The following is a 15,664-nucleotide window of genomic DNA, read 5'->3' as shown; positions in this document are numbered from 1 at the left end:
TTTCGTGACTAATACGTTAAAATGAAAGTAAGCAAAAAACAGCAGGAGGATTATATTCATGAAAAACAATTGGAAACGCGCTTTAGCATTGGGCATATCTGCAGTTATGGTATTTCCAGCGGGAGCGATGGCTTCGAGTTCGAGCACATCAATCCATGCGGAGGATGTGAATAAATTTCAGCAAGCAGCGAAATCAGCTTCTCTTCCAGGAAATGAAGCGAAGAAGCAGGTTGAAATGTACAAAGCAAATAAAGAAATGGAAGAATTCCTTAATGCTAATACATTTGTGATTAAGTACAATAAACCGATCGCCAAGCAAGTGCATAAAAAAGCAGGAGTAAAGCTTGTACGCTCACTTCCACAGCTTGGTTATGATGTCATCTACATACCGAAATCAAAAAAATTTAATGACGTTGTAAAAGTTTATCAAAACGAGAAAACAGTTGAATCCATCAGCCCGAGTGTGAAATATAAGCAATTTGCCCCGGCCCTTGGTGATCCGAAAAAATCGAAAATGTATCATTTGCCGATGTTAAATATTGATCAAGCAATCAAGCAAGCTGGCAAACATAAAGTAACCGTGGCAGTCGTGGATGGAGGCGTTGATTATAAGCATCCTGACTTACAAGGTCAACTGCTTCCACCTTATAACGCGGCAGATCCATCAAGAACCCCCTTACGTGATATGCATGGAACGCATGTTGCCGGCATCATTGCTTCTAAAGCAAATAATGGACTTGGCGGACATGGTGTCAATCCGAATGCCAAAATTTTACCGGTCGATGTGTTTAACGGAAAAGCAAATGCTAATGATTATACGATCGCGGAAGGAATTCTTTATGCGGTCTCTAAAAAAGTCGATGTCATTAATTTAAGCCTCGGTGGCTTTGGCTCTTCTCCGCTAGTGGAAGACGCGATTCAGCAAGCGATTGATGCAGGAATTGTTGTTGTAGCAGCTGCTGGAAATGAATCAACGGATGTGTATGCTTATCCTGCCGCTTATCCTGGCGTTATTAGTGTGGGAAATGTGGATCGTCATAAAACGCTGTCTGACAGCTCTAATTTCGGTCCATCAGTTGATGTCGTTGCACCAGGAGAAGACATTTACAACACAGGGTATGAATCAGGGAAGGGCTCTAGTTATGCCACGTTAACAGGAACATCAATGGCTTCCCCAGTAGTTGCAGGGGTTGCTTCACTATTAAAATCAAAATATCCAAATCTTACGTCATATGACGTTGAGAATATATTAGAAACAACAGCGACAGACCTTGGAGCAAAAGGATACGACACAACCTTCGCAAATGGACTGATTAACCCGGTTGCTGCTTTGAAGTTAGATCCGAAGAAGCTCCCAGCACAACCTGATCATTCAGAGGAAGCGATCTTAAAATCAGCGAAGCCTTTAAAGAATGGCGACAATGTGTTTAAAGGTCACATTCAATCACCAGGTGAAATGCACTGGTACAAAGTCGATGTAAATGAAAATGAACATGTGCAAACGATGCTAGAAGGTGCTGACTCTTACGATTATGGCATGGAGTTTTATTTTATCCCTGAAGGTGCGGAAGAAGGCATGTTCATCGAGCATAATGAAAGCCGTGCAGGTGAGAAAGAAGCTTATTTATACACAGCTGCAGAAAAAGGAACGCTAGTAATCGGTGTGAAGGACGTCAACGGCAATTATCATCGTGCGGGTCAGTCAACATACACATTGACGGCAAACACAGTTTCAGCACTACAAGCGGATGCTGATACGTCTGAGAATCCAGTGAAAATTACGTCTCTCCCATATGAGAAAAAAGATTTCACGTTATTCCCAGCGGAGCAAGAAACACCTGATCATGATTATTTCAGCTTTGCTGTTGATGAGCCAAAAGTTCTTTCGATTTCATTATCAGATATACCAGGTGTGAACGCGGCATTAAGTGTATCAATGGTAGTGGATGAAGAAGGTGGAGAAGAAGAAGTGGTGATGGCTAATGACAACGGATCGAGTAAAGGTGAAGTGCTGTCGTTTAAAGCCGTACCAGGAGTTGATTATAAAATCACCGTTACGAATGAGTCGACGATGATGGATGGAGAAATGGGTTCTATTTTGGCTCTACTTGGAATGGGTGGTGGCAGTATTGACCTTGGACCTGCCGCTGCATCAGCTTTTCCATATCAATTAAAGGTAGAGGAAAAACAGCTTCCGGCTGATGAAGATGGCTGGCCAATCGCAGAGGATTTAGAAGAAAGCTTAGAAAATGGCACGATTGATCCACAAACGTATGTAGAAGAGAAAGCAGAAGATCAAGCAGAATTTACAGAAGAAATGATCGCTGAATACAATGCGGATAAAGATATTTTAGCAAATGCGCTTCCATATACCCTTGGAAAAGAGCAACGTGGCTACTTCCAAGTGGAGGGAGACGAAGATCACTATAAATTTGTCCCGACAACGAGTGGTGTGTATGAACTAGATATTGTGAAAGGATCTAGCCAGATGCCGATGGGGACCATTTTACAATATAATGAAGACATCGATGCTTTACTCCCAGTTACCGAGGGCGGAGAAGACGTACTAAGCGTGATTTTGGCGTTGTTAAGTGGAGGACAGCAGGCGAATAAAACGACGGTCGCATTGAAAGCAGGCGAGGAATACATCCTGCGTGTGGCGAATTCGACGTATAATATTTCTGGTGATCCGTACACGATTCGTACAAAAAAGGTCGCTGATGTTCCTAAAGAGTCTGACACGGATCAAAATAGTCAAGAAAAAGCAGCAAACATTAAGCAAGGTACAACGTATAAAAATTACTTCATTCATGCAGGAGATGTCGATTATTATTACTTTAAAAATGGGGAAGCGGAGAAAGTTCATCGCTTAAGTATTAAGCAGGCAAATGTCACACCGGCTCAAAAAGCGAAAATCCCTTATGATTTACGTCAGCCAGTGATTTTCAGCGGTATGCTAATAGAGGATACAAACGGCGATAAAATACTTGATGATGAAGAATTGTTGAAACATGTTCCGTTCGGCCCAAATTTGTTTAGCATGAATTTTGAGACATCTGTAGATTTAGCGTTTAAGGCAAAGAAACATGCAGGTTACTTTGTACAGGTTAGCTCTCTCATGTCAACTCAGCCGAATTTACTTCCTTATGAAGTGAAGCTGTCAGAAATGAAAAGTAGTTTAAGAGATGGCGATGGCAAAGTCGTTAACCATGTGCCACAAAAGCCACTTACGTTGAGAAAGGCGAAGGATTATTTGTATACGAACGGCTATATGAATGCTGAAATTCCATTTGGTGATGTAGATCACTTCGGTTTAAATGTAACGAAAGATAAACGCTATAACATTACGCTACAAATGGAAAGAGGTCTCGATGGCAAGGTAGAAATTTATAACGAGAAAGGTGCTCGCGTGGCGAGTTTCGATCACTATGGAAGCGGTGACGAAGAAGTTGCGTCTATTCACTTGAAAAAAGGTAAGTACTTTATCGAAGTAAGTGAAACACAAGGAAGAGCTTCAGCGCAACCGTATAAATTAATAGTGAAATAAAGTATATAAAAAAACAGGTTCCGAAATGATGACGGAACCTGTTTTTGGTGTTCAGCTCTAGGTGCTGTTAAGACAATGCCCCCATGAGGATGAATTTGATTCTTTCTTTTGTTGATAGCTGTTTAAATGGTTTCTTTTTGAGTAAATCTTTTTGGATCGGTGTCGTGAAGTGGGCTTTTGTTGTTTGTAGTTTGCTAGGGTCTGTTATGACCATTTCCCCTTTTTGTAAACCATTTTGTACTTCTTGGACACCGTTCACGAGCAGTCCTGCTTGGATATTTCTCTTTTCAATTAGTCCTTTTTTGTTCAGGACATATACATAGGATTTTTTCTTCGTTTTGACGACGCTAGACTTCGGTACAGTGATCGCCTGAAGCGCTTCGTTTGTAATGATCGTGACGTTCGATTTCATTCCTGGAAGCAAGTCAGCAGTTTGTGCATCTCCTGTTTGATTGAGTTGCGCTGTAAATGGATATAGACTTTTTCGGTTCACGGCGGGCTCTTTTTCCGGGAACTTCTGCAGACTTGAGATCGATCCCTCTAGCTGTAATGATAGCGGGGCAACAGCCGCTTTTATTTGCAACCCTTCCGATACTTTTCTCATTTGCTGTTCAGTAAGTACTCCTTGGACAGCTGGGCTTGGTGAATGAAGCGTAATTAGTGGATTGTTTAGCTTTTCGTCAATGTTTTTAACAATGCCTTCAACTTCACTTTTCACGACTAAGTTGCTTTTATTCGATTCAAGCTGAGAAATGAGCTTCTCGTACTTACGAACTTCTTCTTCGAGGTTTTTCTTCTTAGTTTCTTGATCGATAATTTCCTTTTCCATCATCGTGATCGCGCTTAAGCCGTTGTCTTCGTCTTTATCATCTCTATCCTTATCTCTCGTTCTTCGTGTTTCTCTTTCTAAATCATTTAAAATTCCTTCAAATTGGGAGATTTGCTGTTCGACGAATCCGATTTTTTGTTGGGCTTCGGCTTTGTCCGCTTCGAGTTTTGTTAATTGGCGTTCAAGGTCAACAGAGGAGTATTCAAATAGCGGATCGCCAGCATTAATGACTTGTCCTTCTTCAACTAAAAATTTTTGAAAGCTTCCTTGATCGCGATTGAAATAGACGGGTGTCACTTCAGCGGTAGTGATCACACCAGCCGTTTGAAAGGATTCAGTGACGTCTTTCACAGCCGAAGGATTCCATTCAGTGACCCACTGTGTACGTTCTGCTTTACTATCTTCTTTAAATGTTAAATACAAGTTGCTGGCAACGAATAGAATGCTCCCTATAATGAAAGCGTTGCGTTTCAGTCGTTTCACGTTCATGCTTTGACACCTCCTCGCATATTAAAATAATCGCTCGATATGAATTGACGTAAATAATGCTGAGAATACCCAAAAGACTAATGTAATGATCATGATTAATAAAAAAACATAGCGTGAGCTTTTCGTAGATACCTTTTTTAAAAAGCGGTACTGAAGGGCAACGGCCCATAATTGAAATAATGAAATGCAACTAAAGAAGTGAATGATGATTTGATTATCCGTGATATGTTGAGCAAGTACACCTAAAGTGAATGGTGAAGATGTTTTTGGAATCGCTAAGAAAAGTTGTAACCCGATTAATAGGCAAAATTCTATTAAATAAATCAAGTAGACAAATATTTGTAAAGTCATTAATTTACGAAAATCGACTTCTAAAAACGTCCAGAATAATAGAGTCGGAATAAAAACGACTACTAGTGGATAGATCAGACCCCATACGGCTGCTCCAATAGCGAAAAGCATTTTTTTCCACTCGAAAATAGTTGGATTCACTTCCGTTATATATGTAGAAACAGGCTCTGCTTGAATGCCTAAGTAGCCGCTTATAAACGAAATGAATATACTAAAAAATACTAACAAAGATAAGCGGCTCCATAACCCGCGGATTGCTTCTGCTTGTCCGAGACGATAGAAGCTATCTGTTGGTCGCAACAGCCCTTTGACTAGCTGCAGTTGATAAATCATCGTGAAAATCCCCCAATAAATAAAATGAAATGACATCTTTCCTTATTATCTGTAATCATTTGACACTAGTCAATTATAATCTAATGACTGTTAATAATAAAGGCGTATAAAAGTGCCTTTCACAATAGATGAAATATGACAAGAGGATGACAATTATTTTAGTGGAATATGAACAGTAAATTGATAGAAATCAATAGACTAAACAGTTTGTCGGTGTATTATCTATCAGAAAATTCAATCTTATGAAATGTTAGTGTAATGAAAGAAACATCTTTGTGTAATATGCTCGTTATAATATCATGGTAGAATGTGGACTATGTTCAAAATTAAGGAGGGCTTTATTCGTGAAGAAAACGATTATGTCGTTTATTTTTGCCGCGCTAGTCTTTAGTGCTTCAACTGCTGAAGCAGCAACTACGACTCATACAGTAAAACGTGGAGATACATTGTGGAGCATTTCCCAAAAATATAAAACAACAGTTTCTCAAATTAAGAAATGGAACAACTTGAAATCTAATATGTTATATTCAGGTACTAAATTAATAGTTTCCAATACGGATTCTACGGCTGCTGCATCAAAGCCTGCTAAACCATCAAAGCCAACAAACCAAAAAGTAGTGAAGGAATTGACGGTTCGAGCGAGTGCTTACACAGCTTACTGTAGAGGTTGCTCCGGTATTACAGCTACAGGAATCAATTTAAAAAAGAATCCATATGCGAAAGTGATTGCAGTTGATCCTAGAGTGATTCCACTTGGGTCAAAGGTATATGTAGAAGGATATGGTGAAGCGATTGCTGGTGATAAAGGCGGCGCTATTAAAGGGAATCGAATTGACGTCCATATGCCAACAAAAAAGAGAGCGTATAGTTGGGGCGTTCGTAAAGTAAAAATTAAAGTTTTAAAATAATAACTTCTCAGTTTACTAGAAATCCATTTGTTCTTGGGTTTCTTTTTTTTACAGTCACGTTGTCGAAAAGCTAGAAACAATCTGAACTATTTCATCAAGATGACAAATAGAAAAGAATGACGCCTTTGTAACCCTTTCGTCATAAACACACACGAAAGAGTAATAACTTCTTAAAAACATTACAGGTTACTTGCGTGATACAATGGGTCATGTTAGCGAAAGGCGAGATGCCGGACGCATTTATATATAAATAGATTGTTACTTTGACCAATGGACCGAATAAAAAAGATTCTCACGGGCGTTAGCCATTCATGAGAACAATTTGGAGGTTTTCTATTATGAAAAAACAGATCATTGCACTAGCAGCTACTACAGTGATTGGCGGAGGCCTTTTTAGTACAGCAGCATCAGCGCAAACATATACAGTACAAAAAGGGGATACACTTTGGGGCATCTCACAAAAGAACGGCACAACTGTTCAACAATTAAAGAGCTGGAACAGCCTTTCTTCAGACTTGATCTTCCCTAAACAAACATTAGAAGTTAAGGGTGGTTCATCTGCAGCAACACCAGTTCAATCAAGCAACGGCACTTACACGGTTAAAGCTGGAGATACTTTAGGAAAAATTGCTGCAGCTCATGGTTTGTCTGTTAGCTCATTAAAAGCATTAAATGGCTTATCTTCTCATTTGATTCATCCAGGAGATCAATTAGCGGTTTCTGGTAATGCGAAAGTCGAGCAGGCATCGAAGCCAGCGGCGCAAGCATCTACACAGCCAGCACCTGCTCAAAAAGCACCAGCTAAAGCCGCTTCATCTAACGTACAAGGACAATCGATGACGGTTACTGCAACAGCGTATACAGCACAATGTAACGGCTGTTCAGGAGTTACTGCAACAGGTATTGATTTAAATGCCAATCGCAATGCGAAAGTGATTGCCGTTGATCCGAACGTGATTCCACTAGGATCAAAAGTACATGTAGAAGGTTACGGAACAGCGATTGCTGGAGATACAGGTGGCGCTATTAAAGGGAATAAAATTGATTTGCATGTTCCTACAAAAGCAGAAGCTAATCAATGGGGCGTACGCACAGTTAATATAACTATTTTAGATTAATCCCGCATTAACGGGTTGTAAGACTCCCACTTTAATGTGACAGCAAGAGCTATGATTACATTTAATCTGGTAAAAGGAAAGGATAGATGAACAGGTAAGCATACTGTTTACATCTATCCTTTTTTTATTGTCTAATATTCATGTGAGTAAAATTCACTATAAAGTTAAACCATGGTAAAATTATATGTGCTTTAAATTATTTTTAGTAGGTTGTGGTACGTAATGAACTTATTTGAAAAATTATATACTCTTATTATTTTTTCAGCAGTCATTATTGGGATAGGTATAGGGCAAGTAGAGCTAATAAGAGCTAATGCGGAAATAGTCATTGTCCCTTTATTAGTATCTATGTTGTATATTACTTTCTTACAGATTCCCATTGAAGAAATTAGGGAAGCTTTTAAAAATAGGAAGTTTACATACACTTCGCTGATCATTAACTTTCTTTGGACACCTATGTTAGCATGGCTACTTGCCTTGTTATTTTTAGGTGATACTCCGGCTTTATATATCGGCTTCATTATGCTGATGGTCACACCATGTACAGATTGGTACTTAATTTTTACTGGGATAGCGAAAGGGAATGTGGCGTTATCAACAGCTATCTTACCTTTAAACTTAATTTTACAGGTCATTTTGCTGCCATTTTACCTTCTTATTTTTGGTGGAACGACAGGAGTGATAGAATTTTCTTTTCTAGTAGAAAGTATTTTAACGGTTTTATTCCTACCATTAGTTTTAGCTTTTCTAACAAAATTCCTCTTGAGAAATAAGCAACAGTTAAGAGAAACGCTTATATCCAATCTTAGCGTGTTACCGATGATTTTGCTAAGCGTTGCAATCGTTGCTATGTTTGCTTCACAAGGACAATTATTGCTGGATCATTTAGAATTAATGTGGCAAATTTCTATACCTATTCTTTTGTTTTTCATTGTAAACTTCTTCGTTAGCCAAAAGGTTGGCCAACGTATGGGGTTCCTGAACTCCGACAGAATCAGTTTAACCTTAACGATTTTAGCAAGGAATTCACCTATCGCTTTAGCGATTGCTATGACGGCATTTCCAGATCAGCCTTTAATCGCTTTGACGTTAGTTATAGGCCCATTATTGGAATTACCGATTTTAGCGATCACGACCCAACTGTTATCCCGCATTAACGGGCAGTAAGACTCCTACCGCAAAAAAAGGTGGAGAAAAACGATTTGTTTTTCTCCACCTTTTTTATTTTAACGCGAGTAACACAGTGTTTGTTAAGGCGTCAACGCCAAGTTTTAGCGCGTTTTTGTCAAAGGTCATATTGGGGTGGTGTAAGCCAGGCTTTAAGTCGGCTCCGATGCCCATCATCGACGCTTTTAAATGTGGTCGTTTAATCGTATAGAAATGAAAATCATCACTTCCAGACGTGATCACGGGTTCAGCTAGCATATCGATGCCGCCTGTTTCGATAATTCCTCGGCGGAGCCATTCTTCTGCTTCAGCTGACACTTCCGCACCCGGGGTGAAATCAAGCCATTCATAGCTGATGTTCACACCGTAAAGCTGGCAAATCTGCTCGATTTTCTGTTCCACTTTCTTCTGCATATCTTGCAAAACCGCATTCTTCTGTGCCCGTAAATCCATTCCGAATTTAGCGGAGCCAGGAATGATGTTATAGTTTTGGCTACCAGCTTCGACATGCGTCATTTTGGCAGAATAGACTTCGAATGGCGAATATTGAATCAATTTTGTTTGCTCATTGAGCGTAGAAATAATATCAATGGCATTGACGTTTTGATGCGGGCGGGCACCGTGAGCATCGTGCCCTTCGATTTTTCCTTGTAAAAACGTTACCGCTCCGTGATGAATCGACGGTGAAATTTTGCCGAATGGCAGTTCTTCAACTGGACGTAAATGAATGCCGAACAAATAATCCGCATCATCGACGACTCCTTTTTCCACCATTTTTAGCGCCCCACCACCGGTTTCTTCCGCCGGTTGAAAAATGAAGCGAACGCAGCCTTTCGTCAGTTGCTCTTTTAATTGTAAAATCGTGCCGATCACGATCGACATATGCGCATCATGACCGCATGAATGATTCGCTTGAAAGACTCCGTTCACTTCTTGCCAGAGCGCATCGATATCAGCGCGAACAGCAATCACTGGTTTGCCGGAGCCGATTTCAGCAACGAGTCCAGTGCAGTCATCAAAGGTCGACACAGAGACCCCCTCAGACCGAAGTAAGTCAGCAATATAAGCCGTTGTTTTCGTTTCTTCCCAACTAATTTCTGCGTGAGTATGCAAATGATTAAAAATATCAAACAGACGATTTTCTAGCTTGGTGTCGGTTTTACTCAAGTGAGACCTCTCCTTATTGAACGTCAAATTTCGTGACTGTTAATTCCTGTAACATGTCTTCGTCAATTGTCAGTCCAAGACCTGGTTTTTCATTCAGGCGAACAAATGGCACATCATAATGCAAATCACCGATATCTTTGCTGAATAAAATTGGTCCAGTTAATTCAGTGCTTGTAATATTCTTTCTAGCCATCGCTGTATGGTAGCCGGCTGCTGATCCGATTGATGACTCGACCATGGAGCCGATTTGGCAGTCAATTCCCGCATATTCTGCTGCTTTCGCAATATGAATGGCAGGGAAGATACCGCCAGACTTCATTAATTTAATATTGATTTTATCAACGGCTTCTTTTTTGATCATTTCCATAAGTTGTTCGCCTGTTTGAAGCGATTCATCAGCCATTAATGGCGTTGTTGATTGACGTTTTAATTGAGCTAATCCGTCGATGTCGCCGATGCGAATTGGTTGTTCTAACCAAGATAGCTGTAATGGTTCAAGTTGTTTCATTGCTTGGACTGCTTTAGAGTAGACGTGCCAGCCTTGGTTCGCATCGACACGAATTGGAACGTCGGCTCCAACCGCTTCACGGACAGCAGCAATTCGTGCCACATCCATTTGTGTATCGATTCCAACTTTTAACTTTAGTGATTTAAAGCCAGCTTCGATCGCTTCACGTGCTTTGTTAGCCATTACTTCAGGCTCTTCAATACTTAATACTTTCGGATATGTTAGTTCTTCGTGAGCGCGACCACCGATTAAATCGTATACCGGTAATTCTGTTGCTTTCCCCATTAAATCATAGCAAGCGATATCGATTGCTGCTTTAGCTGCCGGGTTCGCAATAATTCGTTTGTTCATTATATGATGGATCTGTTCAATTTGAAATGGATTTTTCCCCATAACCATTGGTAAAAGTACATGTTTCAAAATCTCAAGTGTGCCGTGGAAGCTTTCCCCTGTTACATGTTCATCTGGCACCGCTTCTCCCCAACCGATGAGGCCGTTATCTGCTTCTAATTTCACAATGATCGAAGGCATGTGATGAAAAGTAGCATAAGAAATAATAAATGGTGATTTTAGCGGCAAATGAATGCCGTATACTTCAGCTTTTACAATTTTCATTACGTTTGTCCTCTCCTTTGACGTGTGTATCCTCTTAAGTATAAGGGAAAAAACAGGTTTTGAAAGCATTTTCACCGATTTTCTAGAGGAGAATCGTAATTTTTTTTCATATAGAGACTAAGGAAAATAGCAGGGATGATCACAACGGTCATTCCTAGAAAAGCGAGTCCCGGTGTTTCCTTGTATAAATAGCCGCCCGCAAAGGTTAATAAAGACGTGCTAAGCCCCATTCCGAGCGATGCGTAAATCCCTTGAGCCGTAGGAATTTCACGACTGGAAAATTCTTGATAGAGCAAACGAATAAAGGCGAAATGAGCAAGCCCGAATGTTAACGAATGAAGTAGCTGCGTGAAAATATATACAGGTACGTTCGGAAAGACGAATAACAATGTCCACCGAACGACCGAAGCAAGTGCAGCGACAAGGAACATCGAAGACACATGAACATTTTTCATTAATCGATCCGCCATCATAAAAAAGATAATTTCTGAAATGACGGCAATATTTAATATGACGCCGCTCCACGTATTATTTACGCCCAAATGCTGTGAATATAAAAAGCCGTAATTGTAGTACGAGGCATGAGCACCTTGAATTAATACACAAATGATCATGGCGATCACAAAACGCTTCGATTGAAGTAGTGAGCGAAACGGGACAGAGGTTGTCTCAGATTTTTCCTGTAAGGAGGCAGGCGTGCGATAAAATGCCGAAATGACGACGAGCAGGCAGCCGGCAAACATCACATAAATGATCGCTTCCTCTCCCCAATAGGCCGTGACAGCTCCAATCAGTAGTAAACCAATCGTGTAACCGATAGACCCAAAAGAGCGGCTTTTTCCATAGTTAATGCGTTCGCTTTGCATCATGATCGCCCCGATGCTCTCCGTCAATGGCATCATGAGCGGATACACAAGGCTAAACAACGTCATCGCCAAAATCATCGCATAAAACGAATCAAACGGGATAAATAAATAGAGCAAAACAATACTTGCAATAGCCAATCCCTTCATTAATAGACCGATCGGGAATTTACTGCTTAAAGCAGGGAAAATAAAAAAGGTAGAAAATGAACGAACGAGCAAGCCAACCGCAATGACGGTACTTGCTGATTCGATTGTTAATCCTTTACTCGAAATTAACCAAGCCGTCCAATACGGTATGAAAATTCCCCAAGTAAAGAAAAAAGTAAAAAAGTTTAACGATAACCAATTTTGTGCTTTAGACAAGAAGAAAACCTCACAATTTAAATTTTTAACTGTTTCATTATATAGGAAGCATTTAGGGCTGTCATGGATATTTGTCTGTTGCTATTTTTTAAATCAAGAAAAGAGCCGATTGTGTTTGTATTTGATGAAGGAGAGATTGACTAAGAAACAACTGAACAAAACCGTGAAATGCTGAAAAAGCGCTCAGTTGCTTATTGGGCATAATCAACGAAAAGCGGCTGGTGAAAAGAATTTCTTTTTGCCGGCGCTTTTTTGTTTTTATTAATTTTCAAATATTCGGTATATTGTATGTAGTCTCTTTTGGAATGGGGGAGTTAGATGAGACCAATTATATTAGGAATACTATCTGCATTTTTCTTTGCTTTTACGTTTGTATTAAATCGATTAATGGAAGTAGACGGAGGCTCTTGGATGTGGAGTGCGTCCTTGCGCTATTTGTTTATGGTGCCACTGTTGCTTATTGTTGTTGCAGCTAGAAAAGGGTTGCATCCTCTTTTTCAAGAAATGAAGAAAAATCCTTTAAGCTGGTTGTTATGGAGCATCGTTGGTTTCGGCTTTTTCTACGCTCCATTATGCTTTGCAGCTGCTTACGGGCCTGGCTGGCTAATTGCAGGAACGTGGCAAATCACGATTATTTCTGGTTCTTTGCTAGCGCCGCTGTTTTTGGTTACGATACAGACAGCAAATGGCATGACGAAACAACGAGGTGAAATTCCGATTCGTGGACTTGCGATGTCATTGGTTATTTTAGTTGGTGTTGCTCTTATGCAAATCGAACACGCCCAAAGCCTTTCGTGGCAAGCGGTTCTTTTATGTACACTGCCTATTATTGTGGCATCCTTTGCTTATCCGCTTGGAAATCGAAAAATGATGGACGTCTGTTCGAACCGGTTAGATGCCTATCAACGTGTGCTTGGAATGACGCTTGCTAGCTTGCCGTTTTGGTTGCTTTTGTCTGTATATGCAGTGACGACGGTTGGCTGGCCAAGTGAAAATCAAGTGATGCAGTCTGGACTTGTCGCTCTTTTTTCTGGTGTATTTGCTACGGTACTATTTTTTGCAGCAACTGATCTTGTACGAGGAAATATGCAGAAGCTAGGAGCGGTTGAGGCGACGCAATCGCTTGAAGTGCTGTTTGCTGTCGCAGGAGAAGCTGTTCTTTTAGCGGCGCCGTTGCCAACTGCTGTTTCTTGGATGGGTATGCTGTTGATTGTTCTTGGCATGGTGTTGCATAGCTACGTATCGCATGCGAAAAAACTAGCTATAAACAACTAGATTTTTCCTGTTATAATAAGAAGAGGTCAGATGTGATCACAAAAACTTCGAGGTGAAAAGATGAAGAAATACATATGGATGATTGGACTATTCTTGTTGCTGTTCAGTCTTGCGGCCTGCAATCGGATGCCTTCTCCAGAAGAGCGTCTTAATGAATATGTCAAGCTATGGAATCAACAAAAGTTTAATAGCATGTACAAAACGTATGTCTCTCCTACTGTGAAAGAAAAAGTGAAGGAGAAGGATTTTAGCGAGCGCTATCAAGCGATTTATGAAGATTTAGAGGTGAAGAACTTTAAAGTCACTTCCCTTGCCAAAGAGGAGAAAGATTGGGGAGAGAAAAAGCGAGCGGAGATTCCGATCAAGGTGGAGATGGATACGCTAGCGGGACCGATCAGCTTTGAGAAGACCGCTGTCTTAAAGCGGAAAGAAACAGAAGAGGAAGAAAACTGGTTCGTTGATTGGGATACGACGTATATTTTTCCTGAATTAGATGAAGGCGATAAGATTCGCATTGAAACGTTAAAGGGGAAACGCGGGCAAATTTTTGACCGTAATGGAAACTCTTTAGCGATCAATGGTCGCGGTTATATGGCGGGGATAAGTGCGGGGGAAATCGATGAGAATGCTGAGGCGAAAGCGAACGTCGCTCAGTTGCTTCAGATTGAGCCGCAATTTATTGACGAACAGCTGAAGCAAAGCTGGGTACAGCCAGGCTATTTTGTTCCGTTGAAGAAGCTAGCTTATAGCGAGCAACAAACGGTAGACAAGCTTCGGGAACTACCTGGGGCGACGGTGGAAGCAATATCAATGCGTGAGTATCCGTATAAAGAAGCGGCCGCTCATTTAACAGGCTACATTGGCGCCGTTAATGGAGATGAGCTGAAAAAGCTAAAGGATAAAGGGTATACAGAGCATGACCAAATTGGCAAACGCGGATTGGAGCAGCTATTAGAGGAGGAATTGAAGGAAAAGAACGGGCATCGAATTTATATTGCAAAACCGAAAGCAGAGCCGGTGACGTTAGCTGAAACAGCAGCTCAAAACGGAAAAGATGTTAAAGTAGCAATCGATGCGGAACTGCAAAAAAATGTCTATGAGCAGTTCAAAGGGATGCCGGGTACTGCCGCCGCTGTTCATCCGACAACAGGAGAGGTGTTAACGCTCGCAAGCTCTCCAGCATTTGACCCGAATGAATTTGTGCGTGGTGTAAGCAATGAACGTTACAAAGAATTAGAAAGCGATCCGAAGAAGCCGCTGCTCAATCGATTTGCGGCGACTTATTCACCTGGTTCGACAATCAAGCCGTTGACCGTAGCAATCGGTTTAAAAGAGGGGACGCTTGACCCGAAAAAGGAGCGAGATATTCAAGGGCTACAATGGCAAAAGGATGCTTCATGGGGAAGTTATCGAGTTACACGGGTAAAGGATATCGGTCAGCCGGTTAACTTACAAGAAGCACTCATGTATTCCGATAATATTTACTTTGCCCAAACAGCACTAGAAATTGGTCCAGAAAAAATGGTATCGGGTATGAAAGCACTCGGTTTTAGCGAAAAGTTACCATTCGACTATCCGATTCGAAAATCACAAATTTCAAATAGTGGGGATTTGAATAAAGAACTATTGTTAAGTGACACAGGCTACGGTCAAGGTGAAGTATTAACGAGCATGCTTCATCTCGCTTCGGTATATGGAGCGATTGTCAATGATGGAACGATGATGAAGCCGCAGTTATTGGCCAACACACCGCCAAAACAATGGAAAAAAAACTTGTTGACAGTAGAGGATGCTAAGATGTTGCAACAAGATTTGCGACTCGTCGTTCAAAAGGGAACGGCGAAGTCAGCCGATGTGCCAAGCTTAGCGTTAGCTGGAAAAACGGGTACAGCTGAGTTAAAAGCCACTCAAGGAACAAAAGGAAAAGAAAACGGCTTATTTGTCGCTTATGATCAGAACAACCCTACGTTGATGTTAGCTCTGATGGTCGAAGGAGTAAACGGACAGGGAGGAAGCAAATTAGCGATCGAAGCGAGTCGAAATGTTTTTTTACAAGCTAAATAAAGAAGAAAGAGACGGCTATCAATGATTTGTTGATGGCTGTCTTTTTTTGTATAGTAAATGTAGC

General features: G+C 40.8%; 11 protein-coding genes. 6 read left to right on the top strand and 5 right to left on the bottom strand.

Annotated elements, in window-relative coordinates; genetic code table 11:
* The first annotated feature begins 58 nt into the window (after positions 1–58).
* Entirely contained in the window at positions 59–3,547 is a 3,489-nt protein-coding gene (locus tag ACSVDJ_RS16805) for a S8 family peptidase (RefSeq protein ID WP_439167410.1), read from the top strand.
* A gap of 67 nt (positions 3,548–3,614) precedes the next feature.
* Here the strand turns inward: ACSVDJ_RS16805 and ACSVDJ_RS16800 are convergent, their stop codons facing one another.
* Together ACSVDJ_RS16800 and ACSVDJ_RS16795 are read right to left on the bottom strand one after the other, a co-directional pair.
* Complete coding sequence (locus tag ACSVDJ_RS16800) at positions 3,615–4,865, bottom strand: efflux RND transporter periplasmic adaptor subunit (RefSeq protein ID WP_439167409.1); 1,251 nt, start codon at positions 4,863–4,865, stop codon at positions 3,615–3,617.
* A gap of 21 nt (positions 4,866–4,886) precedes the next feature.
* A complete protein-coding gene (locus tag ACSVDJ_RS16795; RefSeq protein ID WP_439167408.1) occupies positions 4,887–5,549 on the bottom strand; it encodes a hypothetical protein in 663 nt (220 codons plus the stop codon).
* 344 nt (positions 5,550–5,893) lie between these two features.
* On the opposite strand from ACSVDJ_RS16795, the gene ACSVDJ_RS16790 reads away from it, so the two are divergent.
* The 3 genes from ACSVDJ_RS16790 (at position 5,894) to ACSVDJ_RS16780 (ending at position 8,742) form a co-directional block, all read left to right on the top strand.
* On the top strand, positions 5,894–6,457 hold the full coding sequence (locus tag ACSVDJ_RS16790; RefSeq protein ID WP_439167407.1) for a 3D domain-containing protein: 564 nt from the start codon (positions 5,894–5,896) through the stop codon (positions 6,455–6,457).
* 338 nt (positions 6,458–6,795) lie between these two features.
* Positions 6,796–7,575 (top strand): 3D domain-containing protein, encoded by a 780-nt coding sequence (locus ACSVDJ_RS16785; protein ID WP_439167405.1) that lies wholly within the window; start codon positions 6,796–6,798, stop codon positions 7,573–7,575.
* A 222-nt stretch (positions 7,576–7,797) separates the two neighbouring features.
* On the top strand, positions 7,798–8,742 hold the full coding sequence (locus ACSVDJ_RS16780; RefSeq protein ID WP_439167403.1) for an arsenic resistance protein: 945 nt from the start codon (positions 7,798–7,800) through the stop codon (positions 8,740–8,742).
* A 54-nt stretch (positions 8,743–8,796) separates the two neighbouring features.
* On the opposite strand, the gene ACSVDJ_RS16775 is transcribed toward ACSVDJ_RS16780, so the two are convergent.
* From ACSVDJ_RS16775 to ACSVDJ_RS16765, 3 genes are all read right to left on the bottom strand, one after another.
* Complete coding sequence (locus ACSVDJ_RS16775) at positions 8,797–9,909, bottom strand: M20 peptidase aminoacylase family protein (RefSeq protein ID WP_439167401.1); 1,113 nt, start codon at positions 9,907–9,909, stop codon at positions 8,797–8,799.
* A gap of 13 nt (positions 9,910–9,922) precedes the next feature.
* Positions 9,923–11,032 (bottom strand): mandelate racemase/muconate lactonizing enzyme family protein, encoded by a 1,110-nt coding sequence (locus ACSVDJ_RS16770; protein ID WP_439167399.1) that lies wholly within the window; start codon positions 11,030–11,032, stop codon positions 9,923–9,925.
* A gap of 71 nt (positions 11,033–11,103) precedes the next feature.
* A complete protein-coding gene (locus ACSVDJ_RS16765) occupies positions 11,104–12,261 on the bottom strand; it encodes a 3-phenylpropionate MFS transporter (RefSeq protein ID WP_439167398.1) in 1,158 nt (385 codons plus the stop codon).
* Positions 12,262–12,579: 318 nt separating this feature from the next.
* Between ACSVDJ_RS16765 and ACSVDJ_RS16760 the strand changes: the two genes are divergently transcribed.
* Positions 12,580–13,536 carry a DMT family transporter gene (locus ACSVDJ_RS16760; protein ID WP_439167396.1) on the top strand — a complete coding sequence of 319 codons (957 nt, stop codon included), beginning with the start codon at positions 12,580–12,582 and terminating at the stop codon, positions 13,534–13,536.
* A 60-nt stretch (positions 13,537–13,596) separates the two neighbouring features.
* A complete protein-coding gene (locus ACSVDJ_RS16755) occupies positions 13,597–15,600 on the top strand; it encodes a penicillin-binding transpeptidase domain-containing protein (RefSeq protein ID WP_439167394.1) in 2,004 nt (667 codons plus the stop codon).
* Positions 15,601–15,664: the final 64 nt, after the last annotated feature.

This window comes from Bacillus sp. Hm123, from assembly GCF_051842975.2.
Taxonomy (GTDB): Bacteria; Bacillota; Bacilli; order Bacillales; family Domibacillaceae; genus Bacillus_CE.
The sequence above is the reverse complement of the archived record's forward strand: the minus strand, read 5'-3'. Positions and strand labels throughout refer to the sequence as shown.

Bases quoted from the DNA above. Each gene is read 5' to 3' on its own strand.
- ACSVDJ_RS16805 (WP_439167410.1), top strand. From the start codon at position 59: ATGAAAAACAATTGGAAACGCGCTTTAGCATTGGGCATATCTGCAGTT.
- ACSVDJ_RS16800 (WP_439167409.1), bottom strand. From the start codon at position 4,865: ATGAACGTGAAACGACTGAAACGCAACGCTTTCATTATAGGGAGCATT.
- ACSVDJ_RS16795 (WP_439167408.1), bottom strand. From the start codon at position 5,549: ATGATTTATCAACTGCAGCTAGTCAAAGGGCTGTTGCGACCAACAGAT.
- ACSVDJ_RS16785 (WP_439167405.1), top strand. From the start codon at position 6,796: ATGAAAAAACAGATCATTGCACTAGCAGCTACTACAGTGATTGGCGGA.
- ACSVDJ_RS16780 (WP_439167403.1), top strand. From the start codon at position 7,798: ATGAACTTATTTGAAAAATTATATACTCTTATTATTTTTTCAGCAGTC.
- ACSVDJ_RS16770 (WP_439167399.1), bottom strand. From the start codon at position 11,032: ATGAAAATTGTAAAAGCTGAAGTATACGGCATTCATTTGCCGCTAAAA.
- ACSVDJ_RS16760 (WP_439167396.1), top strand. From the start codon at position 12,580: ATGAGACCAATTATATTAGGAATACTATCTGCATTTTTCTTTGCTTTT.
- ACSVDJ_RS16755 (WP_439167394.1), top strand. From the start codon at position 13,597: ATGAAGAAATACATATGGATGATTGGACTATTCTTGTTGCTGTTCAGT.